A 15127-nucleotide genomic window follows, 5' to 3' on the forward strand; every position below is an offset into this window, starting at 1 on the left:
GCGCCGACCGGAGGCGCTTCGTGATCTATTCACCCGAGGTCTGGACCACTACGCCGGCCGTGGCGCCCGCCACGCGGCCCACCGGTCGCCCGTCGGCGGTGATCCGTCCGGAGGTACGTTGTCGCCGGTGAAGCAGGTAAGGAGGCCGACGTGATCACAGGCTTCGCGGTGACCGTCGCGATCTGCGCGATGCTGGTCGCGGCGTGGAGTTTCGTCCAGGCCGCGCGCAAGAAACTGCCCGACAACGCCCTGCTCGCCGGCCTCGCCGTGGTCGAAGCCCTGCTGGTGGCCCAGCTCGTGATCGGTGTCGTGCTGCTGATCGGCGGCGGCACCCCCGGCAGCATGGCCACGTATCTCGCCTACCTGATCGGCTGCCTGGTCGTGCTCCCGCTCGGCACGTTCTGGGCGCTGGCCGAGCGCACCCGGTCGAGCACCGTCATCCTCGGCATCGCCTGCCTCGCGATCCCGGTGATGGTGCTCCGGCTGCACGAGGTGTGGGCGGGCGCCAGTGCGTGAAGAAACCGAGGAGAAGACGGTGGACAAGGCCTCCGGCCCGGGGCGGATCCTGGTCGCCGTGTACGCGATCTTCGCGCTGGCGGCGACCTCACGCGCGGCCGTGCAGATCAGCACCAAGTTCCACGAGGCCCCGCTGGCCTACGCCCTCTCCGCGTTCGCGGCCGTCGTGTACCTCCTGGCCACCGTCGCGCTGGCCCGCCGCGGCGCGGGCTGGTGGCGGGTCGCGCTCGTCGCCTGCGCCGTCGAACTGCTCGGCGTCCTCACCGTCGGCACGTTCAGCCTCTTCGACCGCGAGGCCTTCCCGCACGCCACCGTGTGGTCGGTCTACGGCCAGGGTTACCTCTTCATCCCGCTGATCCTGCCCGTGATCGGGCTGTACTGGTTGCGGCGGACGAAGCCCTGACACGGAACTCGCGTGATCAGAGGCGTATCTCGCGTGATTGAAGGCGTAACTCGTGTGTTCCGCCTCTGATCACGCGAGTTACGGCTCCAATCACGCGAGATACGCCTTACCACTCACGAGTCGAAGCAGCCCTTTTCGTTGAGCGGCCCGAAGGTGGGCAGCACCAGCCCGCACAGGTAACCGTCGATCCAGCGCCCGTTGCCCGCGACGTTGGTGAGCACCCGGATCGCCGGCGCGAACGCGGCGATCCCCTTGGCCAGCGAATCCTGGTTGCGCTGGAGCATCGACGTCAGCCGGTCGAGTTGTTCGAGCACCGGCCCGAGCTGCCCGTCGTTGTCGGCGATGATGCCGTCGAGCGCGGTCGCGAGCCGTTTCGAGCCGTCGAGCAGATTCTTGATCGCCTGCTGCCGGGCGGAGATCGCGCGCAGCAGCGCGTCGCCGTCCTGGATCAGCCGCTGGACCTCGGTGTCGCGGTCGACGAGCGTCTGCGACACCTGCCGCGTGTTCGCGAGCAGCGCCCGGAGTTGCCGGTCGCGGGAGGCGATGGTGCCGGAGAGCTTCGAGATCCCGTCCAGCGCGGAGCGGACGTCGGCAGGCGTGTCGGCGAAGGTCGCCGAGATCGTGTCGAAGCTTTTCGCGAGCTGGCCGACATCGATGGCGTCGACGGTTTTCGACAAATCCCGAAATGCCTCGAGGACGTCGTACGGCGCGGTGGTCCGCCGCAGCGGAATGGGGTCGCCGGGATCGAGGATCGCTTCGCCGCGTGGGTCGAGCGCCAAGTACTTCTGCCCGAGGACGTTCTTGATCTGTATGGACGCGCTCGTGGCGTCGCCGACCCAGGCGTCCTTCACCCGGAAGGAGACGAGCACGCGATCGCCTTCGAGGTCGATCTCGGACACCTTGCCGACCTTGACCCCGGCGATCCGGACGTCGTTGTCGGCGCGCAGTCCGCCCGCGTCGGAGAATTCGGCGGAATAGGTCGTGCCGCCGCCGATCACGGGAAGCGCGTCCGCGTTGAGCGCCGCCGCCATCCCGAGGGCCATCGTGGTGAGCCCGGCGAGCGCCAGCTTGACCGGATCCACCGCGCCGAAGGACCTCATCGTCTCACCTCGCAGGTCACAAGCGGCAAAGCTTAAGGGCCGCTCGTGCCCATCGCCAGGCGAAACGTTGCACCGATCGGGTGGCAACGTCTGTCCATTGTAGACGCTAATCGAGCCGGACTTCGTAGTGGAGCGTCTTGTACTTCTTCAGGCGGTGCACGAGCGGGACGAGGAACCCGTGCAGGAGCCGATGCTTCCGGGCCAGGAGGCCGGCCGCGTGCCGTGCTTCTTCACCGTCGAGCAGACGGGCCCGCCCGCGCACCGGCTCCCCGGTCGGAGTGCCGCGGAACGTCGACCGGGCGATCTCGATGCGCGGATCGTTCCGCAAGCGCTTGGCCTTCCACGCGGCGTCATACGTACGGCTGTACCCGTGATCCCCTTCGACGGCGATGTTGACCGGCGTCCCGACGGGCGTCCCGTCCCGTTTGAAGGTCTTCAGCAGGATCGACGAAGGCGCCGCGCGGAACGTGACGGCTAGCGCCAGAGCCCGTCCGCAGTCCCCCGCGCGACGTGCTCCTCGTAGATCTCGACCTTCCGGCTGATCAGCTCCAGGCAGTCGGCCAGCTCGGCGATCCGGTCCCGGACGGTGTTCTGGTGTTCCCGCAGCAGCTCCAGCCGCTTTTCCTCGTTTCCCGGCCCTTGCCGGACGAGTCCGGCGAATGCGCGGATGGTGGCGAGTGGCATCCCGGACGCCCGGAACTTCGTGCAGTTCACCAGCCAGTCGACGTCCTGTCCGGTGTACACGCGGCGGCCGTTCGAGTCCCGTTTCACCGGCGCCGCGAGCAGTCCTTCCTTTTCGTAGAAGCGAAGCGCGTGCACGCTGAGGCCCGTCCGGGCGGTGACCTGGCCGATCGCGAGTTCCGTCACTCGGGCGACGATAGCGTTTGACCTAGAGAGCCCTCTAGCTCCTAGCGTCCGCCGCATGACCACTTCACAGCACAAGATCGGCTCCGGCTTCGACGCGCGCAGCACCGCCGGAGACGTACTGGACGGGATCGACCTTTCGGGCAAGCTCGCCGTCGTCACCGGCGGTTATTCGGGGCTGGGCCTGGAAACCACGCGCGCGCTGGCGAACGCGGGCGCGCGGGTGGTCGTCCCCGCACGTCGTCCGGCCGACGCCGAGGCCGCGCTCGCCGGGATCTCCGGCGCCGAGGTCGACCAGCTCGACCTCGCCGACCTGGCGAGCGTCGAGGCCTTCGCCCGGCGGTTCCTCGGCACCGGGCGCCCGGTCGACCTGCTGATCGCGAATGCCGGGATCATGGCCGCGCCGGAACGTCGGGTCGGCCCCGGCTGGGAGTCCCATTTCGCGATCTGTCACCTCGGCCACCACGCCCTGGTGAGCCGTCTCTGGCCCGCGCTGAAGGCGGCAGGCGGCGCCCGCGTCGTCACGGTGTCCTCCTCCGGTCACCATTCCTCGCCGATGCGCTGGGACGACGTCCAGTTCGAGCGCGGCTACGACCGCTGGCTCGCGTACGGCCAGGCCAAGACGGCGAACGTGCTGTTAGCGGTGCGGCTGGACACGCTCGGCGCCGAACACGGGATCCGCGCGTTCAGCCTGCATCCGGGCGCCATCCTCACTCCCCTGCAACGGCATCTGCGGCAGGAGGAAATGGTCGAGCGGGGCTGGATCGACGAACACGGCGACCAGGCCGACCCGGATTTCAAAACGCCGGAACAGGGCGCGGCCACCCAGGTCTGGGCGGCGACGTCACCGCTGCTCGACGGGCTGGGCGGGCTCTACTGCGAGGATTGCGACCTCGCCGAAGTCGCCGTCGACGAGGGCGAGTGGGTCGGCGTGCGCCCGTACGCGATCGATCCCGATGAGGCCGCGCGGCTCTGGGAGCTCTCCGAGAACCTCACCGGGACCTCGCTGGGCTAGTTCCAGAACTTGATCTCGGGGTTGCCCGGCACCGGCCCGTCCAGCAGTGGCTGATGCCCGCCGCGCAGGTTCTTGTCGAAGAACGCGGACACGTACGTCCTGGTCAGCGCCATTCCGCGCTCGCCGTCAAGCAAGCCGGGCTTGCCGAGCCCTAGCTGTTCACCCAGTACGCCGACGTCGGTGAAGGACGCGTGCCCGGCCGCCGCGACGCTGATCCAGCGCTTCCAGCCGGTGAGGTTCGGCCAGCTGCCCGCCCACGTGGTGTCCGGGCCGGCCGGGGTGTACTCGCTTTCGCGGCCGAGCAGCAGGAACGGCCGGTCGATCCCGGACGAGGGGATCGGCGACCACAGCCTGCCGTCCAGGTCGGCGCCCGCGCGGATCCGCCGGTCGTCGATCATCGCGGCCGGCGTGCTGTACCCGCCGATGGAATGCCCGGCCATCCCGATACGCGTCCGGTCGATCAGCCGGGACCAGCGCGACGAAGGCCTGGTCAGCGTGTCGAGGACGAACGAAGCGTCCGCGGAACGGATCGGCGGGAGCAGTGTCGACTCGGACCCGCACGCGGCGCATTCGGTGACGCGCCCGTCGGGGAAGGCGGTGCCGTGGGACTCGTAGTTGTGGCCGATCAGCGCGACGACGAACCCCTTGCTCGCCAGCTCTTCCGCGAGCCCGGTGAGCGTCGTGCGCGGTTTGCCGAAGCCCGGCGACAGGACGACGAGCGCGTGCTTCCCCGGCAGCGGGAGCGCGTCGACCCTGGCACTGGTCCGGGTCCCGGCGACCAGTGCGGGGTCGACGTCGGGAAGGCCGGATTCGGTCAGTAACGCCTTGGCTTCGGCCAAGGTGAGGTAGGGCCGTTTCGGGCCGATCGGCACCAGCGCGGGGTAGAACATCGACACCATCAGCTCGCGCGGTCCGGACGGCACCCAGGGGTCCTGGCGCGAGCGGTCGACGAGATGAAGGTCGGTGGAGCCGACGGGATGTGAGCCGGTCGGCGGCGGCAGCGTGAGACGGGGGGCCGCCGCGGCCGGGCTCGCCAAGGACACCATGCCGGCGAGGGCGACCAGTGCGACGAGAAGCCTTCTCATGAGGTTTCCGTTTCTGTCGAGGATCTTCCTGCGTCCAGGCTGGCGCCCGGCGCCGTATTCGCGCGTCTGCCGCAGGTCGTATCCGGAGGTCTGCCGCGAGAGGGATCCGCGACGCCCGATGCGGGGTTACGCTCGGCTGGTGCCGGCCTTCCTCAAGACTCACCCAAGAGCCGTCGACCGCGGCCTGACCATCCTCATCGGACTGTCCACTGTGGTCACAGCCGACGATCCGGAAGGCTTCGAGTGGTGGCTGGTCTCCTTGGTGGCCTTGGCTTCTTTGCTCGTCCGGCACCGGAACCCCACGATCACCTTCGCGGCCGGGGGCACGGCCTCGCTCCTGCATCTGGCGATGGGCAACGACCTCAAACCCGTCGACGTCGTCGCGTTGGCCGGTCTCTTCTCCGTCGCGGCCTGGGGGTCGCGACGGCGTTCCGTCGCTTTGCTGGCGGTGGGTCTGTTCGTCGCCGGGTCGTGGGCTTTCTATGCCTCCGAAGCGAACACGCGGACCCCGGGCCCGACGCCACCGCGGATCATCATCATCGATCGGCTGGCACCGGCCGACACCGACGCCGACGACCATCAAGTGCAGGACTGGGGCGGTTTTCCGGCCATCGGCCTGTCGCTCGGCGTGGCGTGGCTCGCCGGGCTGAACACGCGGCAGCGCCGGATCCGACTGTCGGTGCTGGAACAGCGGGCCGCCGATCTCGAACGCGAGCGCGACACCCAGGCCGCGCTGGCCGTGGCGGCCGAACGCGGCCGGATCAGCCGCGAACTGCACGACGTCGTCGCCCACGCGCTTTCCGTGGTGGTCTTGCAGGCACAGGGTGCGCAGGCGGAACTGGACCGGCGGCCGGAACGATCGCGGGAGGCGCTGGACGCCATCGTCGACACCGGGCGGACCGCGTTGAGCGAGATCCGGCGGCTGCTCGGCGCGCTGGGCCAGGACGAGCCGGACTGGGAGCCCCAGCCCGGTGCGGAGCGCCTGCCGCGGCTGGCCGCCGACATCCGGTCGGCGGGCACGCCGGTCGAGTTCCGCGTCGAAGGGGAACCCCGGCCACTTCCGTCCACAGTGGACCTAGCGGCCTACCGGATCGTGCAGGAGGCGCTGACGAACGTGCTGAAACACGCCGGTCCGGGCGCGTCGGTGACTATCGTGATGCGGTACAGGCCAGGGGCGCTGGAGGTCGAGGTCACCGACGACGGCGTCGCGGCGGAAGCGCCGTCCGGCACCGGGCACGGCCTCGAAGGGATGCGGGAGCGAGTGAACATACTGGGCGGCACCTTCGACGCGGGACCACGGCCGGAACGCGGCTTCGCCGTCCGCGCGACCCTGCCGTCATGACGATCCGGGTGGTCATCGCCGACGACCAGGCGCTCGTGCGCACCGGCCTGCGGATGATCCTGGACAACGCCGACGACATCGACGTCGTCGGCGAGGCGGGCGACGGCGCGGAGGCCGTCGCGCTGGTGGCGGAGCTCGATCCCGACGTCGTGCTCATGGACATCCGGATGCCCGAGATGGACGGCGTCGAGGCCACCGCCGCGATCGCCGCGGCACAGCGCGCCCGTGTCCTGGTGCTGACCACGTTCGACCTGGACGAATACGTCTACGCCGCGCTCCAGGCGGGGGCCAGCGGCTTCCTGCTCAAGGACGCGCTGGCGCCGGATCTGCTCGCCGGGGTCCGGGTGGTCGCCGCGGGCGAGGCGACCCTCGCGCCCACCGTCACCCGGCGGCTGCTCGACCGGGTCGTCACCGGCCTGCCCGCGTCACCGCCGGACGACCGGCTCGCGCTGCTCACCGGGCGCGAGAACGAGGTGCTCCAGCAGCTGGCGCGCGGCCTGTCCAACGCCGAGATCGCCGAGCTGCTGTTCCTCTCGCCGGGCACGGTGAAGACCCACGTCGGCCGCATCCTCACGAAACTCGGCCTCCGCGACCGCGTCCAGGCCGTCGTCTTCGCCTACGAATCCGGGATGATCAGCCGCTGATCGCGGCGGGTGTGCGCCAGTGCTTGCCGCGCCGGGGCCGCCGGTGCTGCCCACGCCTGCCGAGGTCGGCGAGGCTTTCCAGGGGGCGCGCGGCAAACTCTTCGGCGGTGATGCCCATCCGCACGAGGTACTTGATCTCGCCGCGCACCACCTCGGTGTCACGCAGCCTGCCTTCCTCGCGGAAGCCGAGACCGCCGTGCAGCGAAAGCGACGCCAGGTTGCCGCCGTACACGGTGACCTCGCATTTGCGGAAGCCGCGCTGCCCGAACATATGCGCCAGGAGGACGGTGATGGCGTCCGTGGCGTAGCCGCAGCGCTGGTGGCGCGGGGCGATCCCGATGCCGTAACCGAACCGGCCGGTCACCGGGTCGGCGCCGATGGTGCACACCGAACCGACCAGCATCCGGCCGCGCACCGTCTCGATGCCGAAGTGGATGTCGTCGCCCGACGATCCCGAGCGGTGCGAGGCCCAGTGGCGGTGCCCGCCGCCGATCAGCGGCGTCGCCTCGCGGGCCATGTCACGATCGAAGCCCATCAGGACCCGGCGATCCCCCAGCCCGACCTCGCGCAACCGCACCTTCCGCCCGACCTGCTCGGGTTCCAGGGCGGAGCGGCTCACCGCGTCCGGCCGCACGGGTGCTCACGAACGATCACAAGCATGCATCGACGATATCGGGTGTGACGGGGCGCGTCGCCGTTGGCCCGAACCGGGCCAGGCAACGCTCTCGCACGGGCACCTTGCGGCCGCCTATCCCGCGAGGGCGAGGCCGAGGAAGAGGCCCACCATGAATCCCGCGAACATCAGCTTGGCGACATACGAGAGCGTGAACCAAACGCGCATCATCTTCCTCCGTCACCAAGTTGAATCATATTGAATCAAAGTGAATCACTTGTGCTACAGTGTGTCAACGAGAACCGCGATCACTGCGCCAACTGAGGCATACATGTACCGGCGAGTAGCCTAAAGGTGGTTGATCTTGGGGTCGGATCGCAGCTTGACACCGCCCGACGGGACTGCTGGAATGACTCGTACCGAATCATTCCGAGTCGTCCCGTCGCCCTACCGACGGGAGATTTCAGAGCGTCATGGACTTCTCTGACGAGTTGGGCCCGGCGCCGACAGGACGAGAGCAATTGGCGGCCGAGCTGCGGCGTCTGCGAGATCTCGCCGGTGTTTCCGGCCGGGATCTGGCACAACGGGTCGGCATCAGCCAGTCCAAGGTGTCACGCATCGAGGCGGGTGCCGTCGTTCCGTCGCTTCCGGAGGTCACGGCGTGGGGAAAGGAGTTGGGCGTGCCGGTCGAGACCCAGAAACGGTTGACGGCCTTGACCGAGGCGGCCTACAACGAGGTGCACCCTTGGCATTCAGCACTCGAACAACCCGGCGTCCTCCAGGAAGGAGCCGAAGAACACGAGTCCGTGGCGACCCGGCTCCAGGTCTTCCAGCCTTCGGTCGTCCCCGGGCTGCTGCAGACCGCGGAGTACGCGCGCCGGGTGATCACCTTGTTTCACAGGCAATACACCGACAACGACCTCCGCGCGGAGGTCGCGAAGCGGGTGCACCGGCAGCTCGCCCTCTACGACGAGAGCCGTCACTTCGAATTCCTCATCACCGAGTCGGCTCTGCGCTGGCGGCCGGGTTCGGCCACCTTGCTGCTGGCCCAGCTCGACCGCATCGCGTCGCTGAGCACCTTGGGCAATGTGAGGGTCGGACTGATCCCCCTCGACACGACGGCCACCACGCTCACAACCCACGGCTTCGACATCTATGAAGGCGACGGCGGTGAACGGGACACCTCGGTCCTGGTCGAGATGATCCACGGCGAGATGAGAACCGGCGCGGCGAAACACGTGCAGATCTACCGCGCTCGCTGGAACCTCCTCCAGCAGATGGCGATATTCGACGACGAGGCGCGGAAATTCCTGGATTCCGTCGCCTCGAACCTTCGAGCCGAGACGAATCACTAGAATTCAAGCCCGTTATTTCCGAAAAACGATGACCTCACCGGGGAGGGAGAGGGAAAGTGGCCGGGATGGCCTGATCGGCCATCCCGGCCATCTCTTCCCGCGCTAGAGAATGTGGTCGAAGTCGCCGGCGAGCATTCCGTCGGCGAAGGCGGCCCACTCGGCACGGGTGAAGAACACCAGCGGCCCTTCAGGATCGTTGGAGTTGCGGACACCGATGATCTCGGTCTTCGCCACCTCCACGCAGTTCCCTTCGTTGGATTGGCTACTCTTCCGGAAAGCGGCGTTCGCGCGGATCCAATTCTCGATGTGGCTGTTCATGACATCCTCCTGATTTCTCCGGCGACCCGTTGTCGCCGTACGAAGTCAGATTGGCCCCTGGAACTGTACGAACAGCCGCACGACCTACTGCACATCCAGCTGCACTGACGGCTGGATATCCGACCGATTCGATCCGCTCCCGCGATCGTTCGTGTCGACGGAAGCCGAAGGCGAGAGATGACGAAAGAGCTCGAGACCCGGCAGGGAAGCACCGTCATGTTCCACCTCTACGGGCACGTGGAGGCGAGCGTCGGCGGGGAAACTCATTCCCTGGGAGGAGAACGGGAACGTGCCCTGGCGGCCAGGTTGCTGCTGGCGAACGGAAACCCGGTCCCGCGCGAGGTCCTGCTGGACTACTTGTGGGACGAGCTGCCGAAATCGGGGGTGAACCTCTTCCACCGCGCGATGACACTGCTTCGCCAGAGTCTCACCCCGCTCGGCATGGGTGAAGCCCTGGTCAATCGCGACCGACTCTGCCAACTGAAGGTCCCGGCCGACGCCGTGGACTCGCGAAACCTCGAAAAACTGCTCAACGAAGCGGAAACCATGGATCGGCGGATCGCGGCCGACCTGCTTCGCGAGCACCTCGCCCGCTGCGGCGGCGACCCCCTGGCCGGTTTGGGCGACCACCGGCTGGACCCCTATCGACAGTCGCTGATCGAACTGCGCAGGAGGGCGAAGCTGATGCTCTTTCGCACCGACACCCGGCTGGGCCGGGTCGAACACCACATCCCGGATCTCATCCGGCTCTTCGAGGAGCAGCCCGACGACACCCAGATCGCGAGTCTCACGATGTACGCCTTGCACACGATGGGGCGGCAGCAGGCCGCGCTGAACATCTTCGACCGGTACCGGAAGAGCCGGCAGGAGATCGGTTGGGATGTACCACAGCAGATGCGGGACCTGCACACCAAAATATTGCGTGACGACAAGGACTTCGTGCCCGAGCCTCAGGATTTCCCCTTCACCGACGGCGCTTCCGAGGCCGGAGAAGAGCCTGATGCGACAGAACGTCCAGAGGAGACCGAGCAGGCTCAGGCCGGCCCGGCGCCACAGGTGGTCAACAACGTCAGCGGACCGATCACGAGCGAGTACGTCCTCTTCGGAGTCGACAACCGGGGGTCCCGGTGACAGCCGCCCCGGACGAGGCCAACCCAAAACCCCCCGACCCGGAAGAGGGGCCCGCGGCGACGAGTTTCGACGCCGAGACGGTCAACCACGTCCAGACCTACCTCTCGCCGTCGAAGATGAACATCGAGACCGCACTCTTCGGAGTGGACAACAGGACGTCTACAAGCCGTGCCCGGGCGACCGGCCGGGTCACCGATCAGGACATCGCGGAGGCCATCACGACCTACGCGGCACCGGACTGCTACCCGCTGGCCTCGAAGGCACTGGAAAACGAGAACGCGGTCGTGCTCCACGGCCCCGCGGACGTCGGGAAACGAGCCAGCGCCATCATGCTGCTGAGGGAGCGGACCGATGGCCCGATCATCCTCCTTTCGCCGCAACTGGACCTCACCGAACTCGGGGACCGCGACTACGACAAGGGGTCCGGCTACGCCCTCGTCGACCATATCGTCGTGCCCACCACCAGCGAGCAGGAGTTCGAATGGCGAGTGGTCCGCGAACGGCTGGTGAAGGCGGGCGCGTACCTGGTGGTTACGACGACCACTTCACCATCCCTTCCGATGGCCGCGGTCCAGCACGTCGCCTGGGGGCCGCCGCGACCGGACGACGTGCTCGCCAAACGGACGTCGATACCGCTATCCGAAGACGACCTGGACACGCTCACGAAGGCGCTCGCCGGTTCGATCCGCATGCGGGACGTCGTCGAACTCGCCAACCGCCTGACCGACGGCGAGTCCATGGTGGACGCCGTCGGCCACCTCGACCAGACCGCGCGGAGCAAGGTGAGCGCGTGGTTCGACGGGCAGCCGAGCCGCCGGCAGATCTCCGAAGTGACCGCGCTGGCCTTCGCGCTCGGCGCCGACGACCGGCATTTCGAGTCGGTGCTCGCCTCGCTCGAACAGCATCTGCTCCTCCACATGCCCGAGCCGGAGAGCACGGAGGACGTGCCGCAGGAGACCAGTCTCCCGCAGCGACGGCATCTGCTCACCGGGCCGGACAGCCTGATCGTGCGCCGGACGGTCACCTCGGAACTCGGACCGCGCACCGAACTGGCCTTCGCGTCGAGCTCACTGCACCGGCACGTCCTCGCCGTGTTGTGGGAACGGATGGAGGTCGCGTTCTGGGACGCGGTCCGCGAATGGCTCAATCGCATGACCGTTCTCGACGGCGGGGTCGGCTTCGGGCTCGCAGGCCTCGCCGAGGTCGCCTTCGCCGAGGTCCGCACGCTACTCGTGCCGTGGTCGCGTGGGAGCCGCGGCTTACGAGGCCAATGGGTCGCCATCCTGGTCCTGTCCACAATGGCCGTGAGCAACGAGCTGGCCCCCGCCGCGTTGCAAACCTCGACGAAATGGATCAACAGCGACAACGCGGCGCAACGCTGGACCGCGGCGGTGGCCTTCAGCGGTGACCTCGGCAGGCGATTCCCGCACGAGGCGGTGAACCGGCTGTGGCAGCTCTGCACCCAGCCGCACACGTCCTCCGGTGACCCCTCGTTCGCGCTCGCGAGACTGTTCAGCTCGCTGGCCAGCAACACCCCGGACGCCGGCATCGTGCTGAGCACGCTGGACGGCAAGCTCAGGCGCTTCCGCGGCCCCGGTGGAAACGTCGTCATGCAGGCGGTCGCGATGAAAGCGACGCTCGCCGTGCTGTCGGTCCAGGACGACGTCAGAGGCCGTCGCGCGTTCCTTCGCTACCTCGATAGATCCCCTGACCGCATCGGCGTGGTCGCGAAGCTGTGGGTCGCCGTCCTGGGCAACTCGCCGACCCGACGCGACGCGATCCGCTCGTTGCGCGACGCGGTAGAGGACATCTCGGACCACCACGAAAACCCGTCGAAGGAGGCGGCGCGGCTCGGAGGCGCGCTCGCCGCCGAAATGACCGCGGAAGAACGGGTCCGCCTAGAAGCGGAGATGCGCCGGATCACGAAACGGGAGCGGGCCGGGAACAACGAGGTCGTGACCGTCCTGTTCACCACCCTGCTCAAAGCACTCATCCCTGAAGACACGGTCAGGAAGGAAACTCGATGAACGTCCCCTACCCGGTGGTCGAGCAGCGGACCTTGACGCCGGTGGCACCTCGGCGGCTGTTCGGTCCGAAACGGACCCGGACCCTTGCCGAGATCCCGTCGGGAAGTGCGAACCATCGCCTGGTCTATCGCATCAGCGGGGAGTACGTGCTGGACAACGCCGCGCTGCCGCTCGACTCACCCGAAGTCATCGCCGCTTCGCATGTGAGCCTCGTCGACGTGGCCCAGAACGTCGAAGTGGTGGTGGAACTGGAAATCCCGTCGAAGGACGCCGGGATGTTCACGCTTCGCGTCACCTTCGTCTGTTCCGTCAACGATGCCGCCGCGGTGGTCAGGGAAGGATCACCGGACCTTCGAGCCGCTCTCCGCGGCTACCTCAAAGGACATCACCGGCTGTTCGAACTCGGTCTCGACTTCTCCCTCGCCGAGATCAACCGGGCGCGGCTGAAACTCAACGCGCAGGTGAAGGCGTTCACCACGATCAATCCGCCCGTCTTCGTGGGAGTCAGCGCGGACCTCGCCAGTGTCGAGCTACTGACCCCGGAAGAGATCTCGGCGCTGCACAAGTCCTTGCGCGAGCAGGAGAACCAGCACACGCTGCAGAACGACGAAACAAAGTACAAGCACTACGACGAAGTCCGTACCCAACGGCACACGCTCGACCTGGACGCGACTCAGCGCGACTTCGAGCGTTACCAGTACCAGAAGCAGCAGGAAGTGGTGGAATCCGATCCCGACAGCGCGTTGATCCTCGCCTTGTCACAGCGCGAGATCAGCGCCAAGGACTTCGCCGACGAGATCATCCGCCGTGAAGGAGAGCGGCTCGAAGCGAGCCGGGCCGAGACCCGGGACAACCGGGAATGGGATCGCGAGGACTCCCGGGAACGCCGGGCCTGGGAACAGGAGACGACCCGGCACAAGTGGGAAGTGGAGCGCGAGGACCACCAGGAATCCCGGCGTCTGCACGCGCAGCGGATGGCACTCAAACGCGAGGACGAGCGGCGGCTCGAAGAGTGGGATCGCGAGGACAAGAACCGCCAGCTCGAAGCGGAAGTCACTCTCATCAAGGAACTCGTCCAGCGAGGAGCCCTCGACACGGCGAATCTCAGGCTCGAGGGCGTCGTCAACAAGTACCTCCGCGACGACCGGGTCGGCCGCACGATGGGCGAGCTGCCGTCGAAGCCCGATCAGCCGACCGACGAGGACCGCGGTGACGACATCGAGGTGAGGGAAGAAGATGCCGACTGATCTCGCCGACCCGCCAGTCGTCAACGGCGATCCGGCGGCGCGGTCCTCCCTGCCGAACGACTCCGCCGTCGGTCTCTACCGGCCGGTCCGCCCGGCCCTCGGTGTCGCCAGGCGGCTGCGACAGCTCGCCGGGATCCGCGAGGACATCCTCGACTGGGTGCCGGAAGAACGATCGAGGTACACCAGGCTCGGCGCGATCGTGCTGAACACGGGCTTGCTCGCCGGGCTGTCACTGGTGGTGGCGTTGCACAGCGTCGTGGGTGGTGCCTGGTGGCTGCTGCTGCCATTCGGCGCGCTGTGGGGCTACCTCATCATGACTTTCGACGGCTGGCTCATCTCCAGCACGCACGGCGTGCAGCACGTCTCGAAGCTCCGGCTGTTCCTGCCACGCATCGTCATCTCGGTACTGCTCGGCGCCGCCATCGCCGAACCCCTGGTGCTCTGGGTCTTCCAGCCGTCGATCCATAACAACATCGACGACCACCGGAAGAAGGTGGTCGAGGAGTACGAAGGCCTGCTGCGGCGGTGCAATCCGCCGACCGGCGAACCCACCGGGGCCCCGGATTGCGCCGGTTCCCTGGTCAACATCCCGAACAGTCCGGCCGCGATCCAGGCCGAGCTCGGCGACACGATCCGGCTGCGCGACGACACGCAGAAAACCCTCACCGACCTGGACGGCAAGCACTCGGGGCTCGAGCAACTCGCCAGGGACGAATGTGCCGGCAAATCAGGGCCGGGATTGACCGGGGACCGCGGTGAAGGCGGCGAATGCCTTCGAAACCGGCAGAAGGCCGATCAGTTCCGGACGGACAACCAGCTCGACAAGCAGCACGCCGATCTGGTCGCGCTGAACAACAAGGTGACCGCCCTGAACGGACAGCTGTCAACCGCGAGAGCGAACAGCGAGACCACGATCAGCCTGGCGATCACCGCTAAGGTCGACGCGAAGAGGGCGAACCTCGACGATCGAGGTTTGCTTGACGAGGTTGACGCGCTCGACCGGCTCTCGGACGAAAGCACGGCCGTGTCCGTCGCCGGCTGGGTTTTGCGGCTACTGCTGATCGCGATCGACTGCATGCCCGTCTTCGCCAAGCTCATGGGCGGCGCCACCTGCTACGACACCCTCGTGTCACGGCAATTGGAGTCCGCGAAGCGCCTGCACACGAAACACGTCTCGCTCTACGAACGTCGGGACAGCGTCGATCTCGACATCCTGGCGCAACGCACCGAACAGAAGCTCCGCACCAAGACCGGCGACATGGACAACGAGGAGCGCATGGGCCGGGCCAAACGCAAGCAGGAGCTGACCGCGCAGATCGACCGCCTGGCCGAACAGCTGGAAAGGCGGTGAGGGGCGTGGCATGGGCGTCCAAGACGCCCATGCCACGCCACCCTTCGAAACTGGCCGCAGTTCCCTTGCTGCCCCGGGGTGCCGTCGGTACCCGTTTGCGAGCCACGATCGGGCGG

At 67.6% G+C, this 15127-nt stretch carries 16 protein-coding genes; 10 read left to right on the forward strand and 6 right to left on the reverse strand.

Going from position 1 to position 15127, the window contains the following annotated elements:
- Window positions 1–150: 150 nt before the first annotated feature.
- The gene (locus CVV72_RS27165; RefSeq protein ID WP_219146336.1) at window positions 151–516 is read left to right on the forward strand and encodes a hypothetical protein; all 366 of its coding nucleotides are present in this window, start codon (window positions 151–153) and stop codon (window positions 514–516) included.
- A complete protein-coding gene (locus tag CVV72_RS27170; protein WP_219146337.1) occupies window positions 509–919 on the forward strand; it encodes a hypothetical protein in 411 nt (136 codons plus the stop codon). The genes CVV72_RS27165 and CVV72_RS27170 overlap by 8 nt, the downstream gene beginning before the upstream one ends.
- 113 nt (window positions 920–1032) lie before the next feature.
- Here the strand turns inward: CVV72_RS27170 and CVV72_RS27175 are convergent, their stop codons facing one another.
- The 3 genes from CVV72_RS27175 to CVV72_RS27185 all read right to left on the reverse strand — a co-directional run bounded on the left by CVV72_RS27175 (window position 1033) and on the right by CVV72_RS27185 (window position 2886).
- Complete coding sequence (locus CVV72_RS27175; protein WP_219146338.1) at window positions 1033–2019, reverse strand: MCE family protein; 987 nt, start codon at window positions 2017–2019, stop codon at window positions 1033–1035.
- 106 nt (window positions 2020–2125) lie between these two features.
- A complete protein-coding gene (locus tag CVV72_RS27180) occupies window positions 2126–2575 on the reverse strand; it encodes a PPOX class F420-dependent oxidoreductase (protein ID WP_370641977.1) in 450 nt (149 codons plus the stop codon).
- Window positions 2494–2886 carry a MerR family transcriptional regulator gene (locus CVV72_RS27185; RefSeq protein ID WP_219146339.1) on the reverse strand — a complete coding sequence of 131 codons (393 nt, stop codon included), beginning with the start codon at window positions 2884–2886 and terminating at the stop codon, window positions 2494–2496. Before CVV72_RS27185 ends, CVV72_RS27180 begins: the two co-directional genes overlap by 82 nt.
- A gap of 55 nt (window positions 2887–2941) precedes the next feature.
- Between CVV72_RS27185 and CVV72_RS27190 the strand changes: the two genes are divergently transcribed.
- Window positions 2942–3898: an SDR family NAD(P)-dependent oxidoreductase gene (locus CVV72_RS27190; protein WP_219146340.1), complete on the forward strand. Its 957-nt coding sequence runs from the start codon at window positions 2942–2944 to the stop codon at window positions 3896–3898.
- On the opposite strand, the gene CVV72_RS27195 is transcribed toward CVV72_RS27190, so the two are convergent.
- The gene (locus CVV72_RS27195) at window positions 3895–4983 is read right to left on the reverse strand and encodes an alpha/beta hydrolase (protein WP_219146341.1); all 1089 of its coding nucleotides are present in this window, start codon (window positions 4981–4983) and stop codon (window positions 3895–3897) included. The two genes, CVV72_RS27190 and CVV72_RS27195, sit on opposite strands and share 4 nt — an antisense overlap.
- Before the next feature lie 139 nt (window positions 4984–5122).
- Here CVV72_RS27195 and CVV72_RS27200 point away from each other — a divergent pair, with 139 nt between their 5' ends.
- Together CVV72_RS27200 and CVV72_RS27205 are read left to right on the forward strand one after the other, a co-directional pair.
- Window positions 5123–6325, forward strand: coding sequence for a sensor histidine kinase (locus CVV72_RS27200; RefSeq protein WP_219146342.1), 1203 nt, complete (start codon window positions 5123–5125; stop codon window positions 6323–6325).
- Window positions 6322–6969: a response regulator transcription factor gene (locus tag CVV72_RS27205; RefSeq protein ID WP_219146343.1), complete on the forward strand. Its 648-nt coding sequence runs from the start codon at window positions 6322–6324 to the stop codon at window positions 6967–6969. The genes CVV72_RS27200 and CVV72_RS27205 overlap by 4 nt, the downstream gene beginning before the upstream one ends.
- Here the strand turns inward: CVV72_RS27205 and CVV72_RS27210 are convergent.
- Window positions 6959–7603 (reverse strand): GNAT family N-acetyltransferase, encoded by a 645-nt coding sequence (locus CVV72_RS27210; protein WP_219146344.1) that lies wholly within the window; start codon window positions 7601–7603, stop codon window positions 6959–6961. The two genes, CVV72_RS27205 and CVV72_RS27210, sit on opposite strands and share 11 nt — an antisense overlap.
- Before the next feature lie 452 nt (window positions 7604–8055).
- Here CVV72_RS27210 and CVV72_RS27215 point away from each other — a divergent pair, with 452 nt between their 5' ends.
- Complete coding sequence (locus tag CVV72_RS27215) at window positions 8056–8937, forward strand: helix-turn-helix transcriptional regulator (RefSeq protein WP_219146345.1); 882 nt, start codon at window positions 8056–8058, stop codon at window positions 8935–8937.
- A gap of 102 nt (window positions 8938–9039) precedes the next feature.
- On the opposite strand, the gene CVV72_RS27220 is transcribed toward CVV72_RS27215, so the two are convergent.
- On the reverse strand, window positions 9040–9255 hold the full coding sequence (locus CVV72_RS27220) for a DUF397 domain-containing protein (protein WP_219146346.1): 216 nt from the start codon (window positions 9253–9255) through the stop codon (window positions 9040–9042).
- A gap of 177 nt (window positions 9256–9432) precedes the next feature.
- On the opposite strand from CVV72_RS27220, the gene CVV72_RS27225 reads away from it, so the two are divergent.
- Genes CVV72_RS27225 through CVV72_RS27240 form a run of 4 tightly spaced genes read left to right on the forward strand, consistent with a single transcriptional unit; the run spans window position 9433 to window position 15011 of the window.
- Window positions 9433–10386, forward strand: coding sequence for a BTAD domain-containing protein (locus CVV72_RS27225; RefSeq protein ID WP_219146347.1), 954 nt, complete (start codon window positions 9433–9435; stop codon window positions 10384–10386).
- Window positions 10383–12413: a hypothetical protein gene (locus CVV72_RS27230; RefSeq protein WP_219146348.1), complete on the forward strand. Its 2031-nt coding sequence runs from the start codon at window positions 10383–10385 to the stop codon at window positions 12411–12413. The genes CVV72_RS27225 and CVV72_RS27230 overlap by 4 nt, the downstream gene beginning before the upstream one ends.
- A complete protein-coding gene (locus CVV72_RS27235; RefSeq protein ID WP_219146349.1) occupies window positions 12410–13660 on the forward strand; it encodes a hypothetical protein in 1251 nt (416 codons plus the stop codon). Before CVV72_RS27230 ends, CVV72_RS27235 begins: the two co-directional genes overlap by 4 nt.
- Window positions 13650–15011 (forward strand): DUF4407 domain-containing protein, encoded by a 1362-nt coding sequence (locus CVV72_RS27240; protein WP_219146350.1) that lies wholly within the window; start codon window positions 13650–13652, stop codon window positions 15009–15011. Before CVV72_RS27235 ends, CVV72_RS27240 begins: the two co-directional genes overlap by 11 nt.
- Window positions 15012–15127 lie beyond the last annotated feature (116 nt).

This window comes from Amycolatopsis sp. TNS106, from assembly GCF_019330265.1.
In the GTDB taxonomy this organism is placed as follows: Bacteria; Actinomycetota; Actinomycetes; order Mycobacteriales; family Pseudonocardiaceae; genus Amycolatopsis; species Amycolatopsis lurida.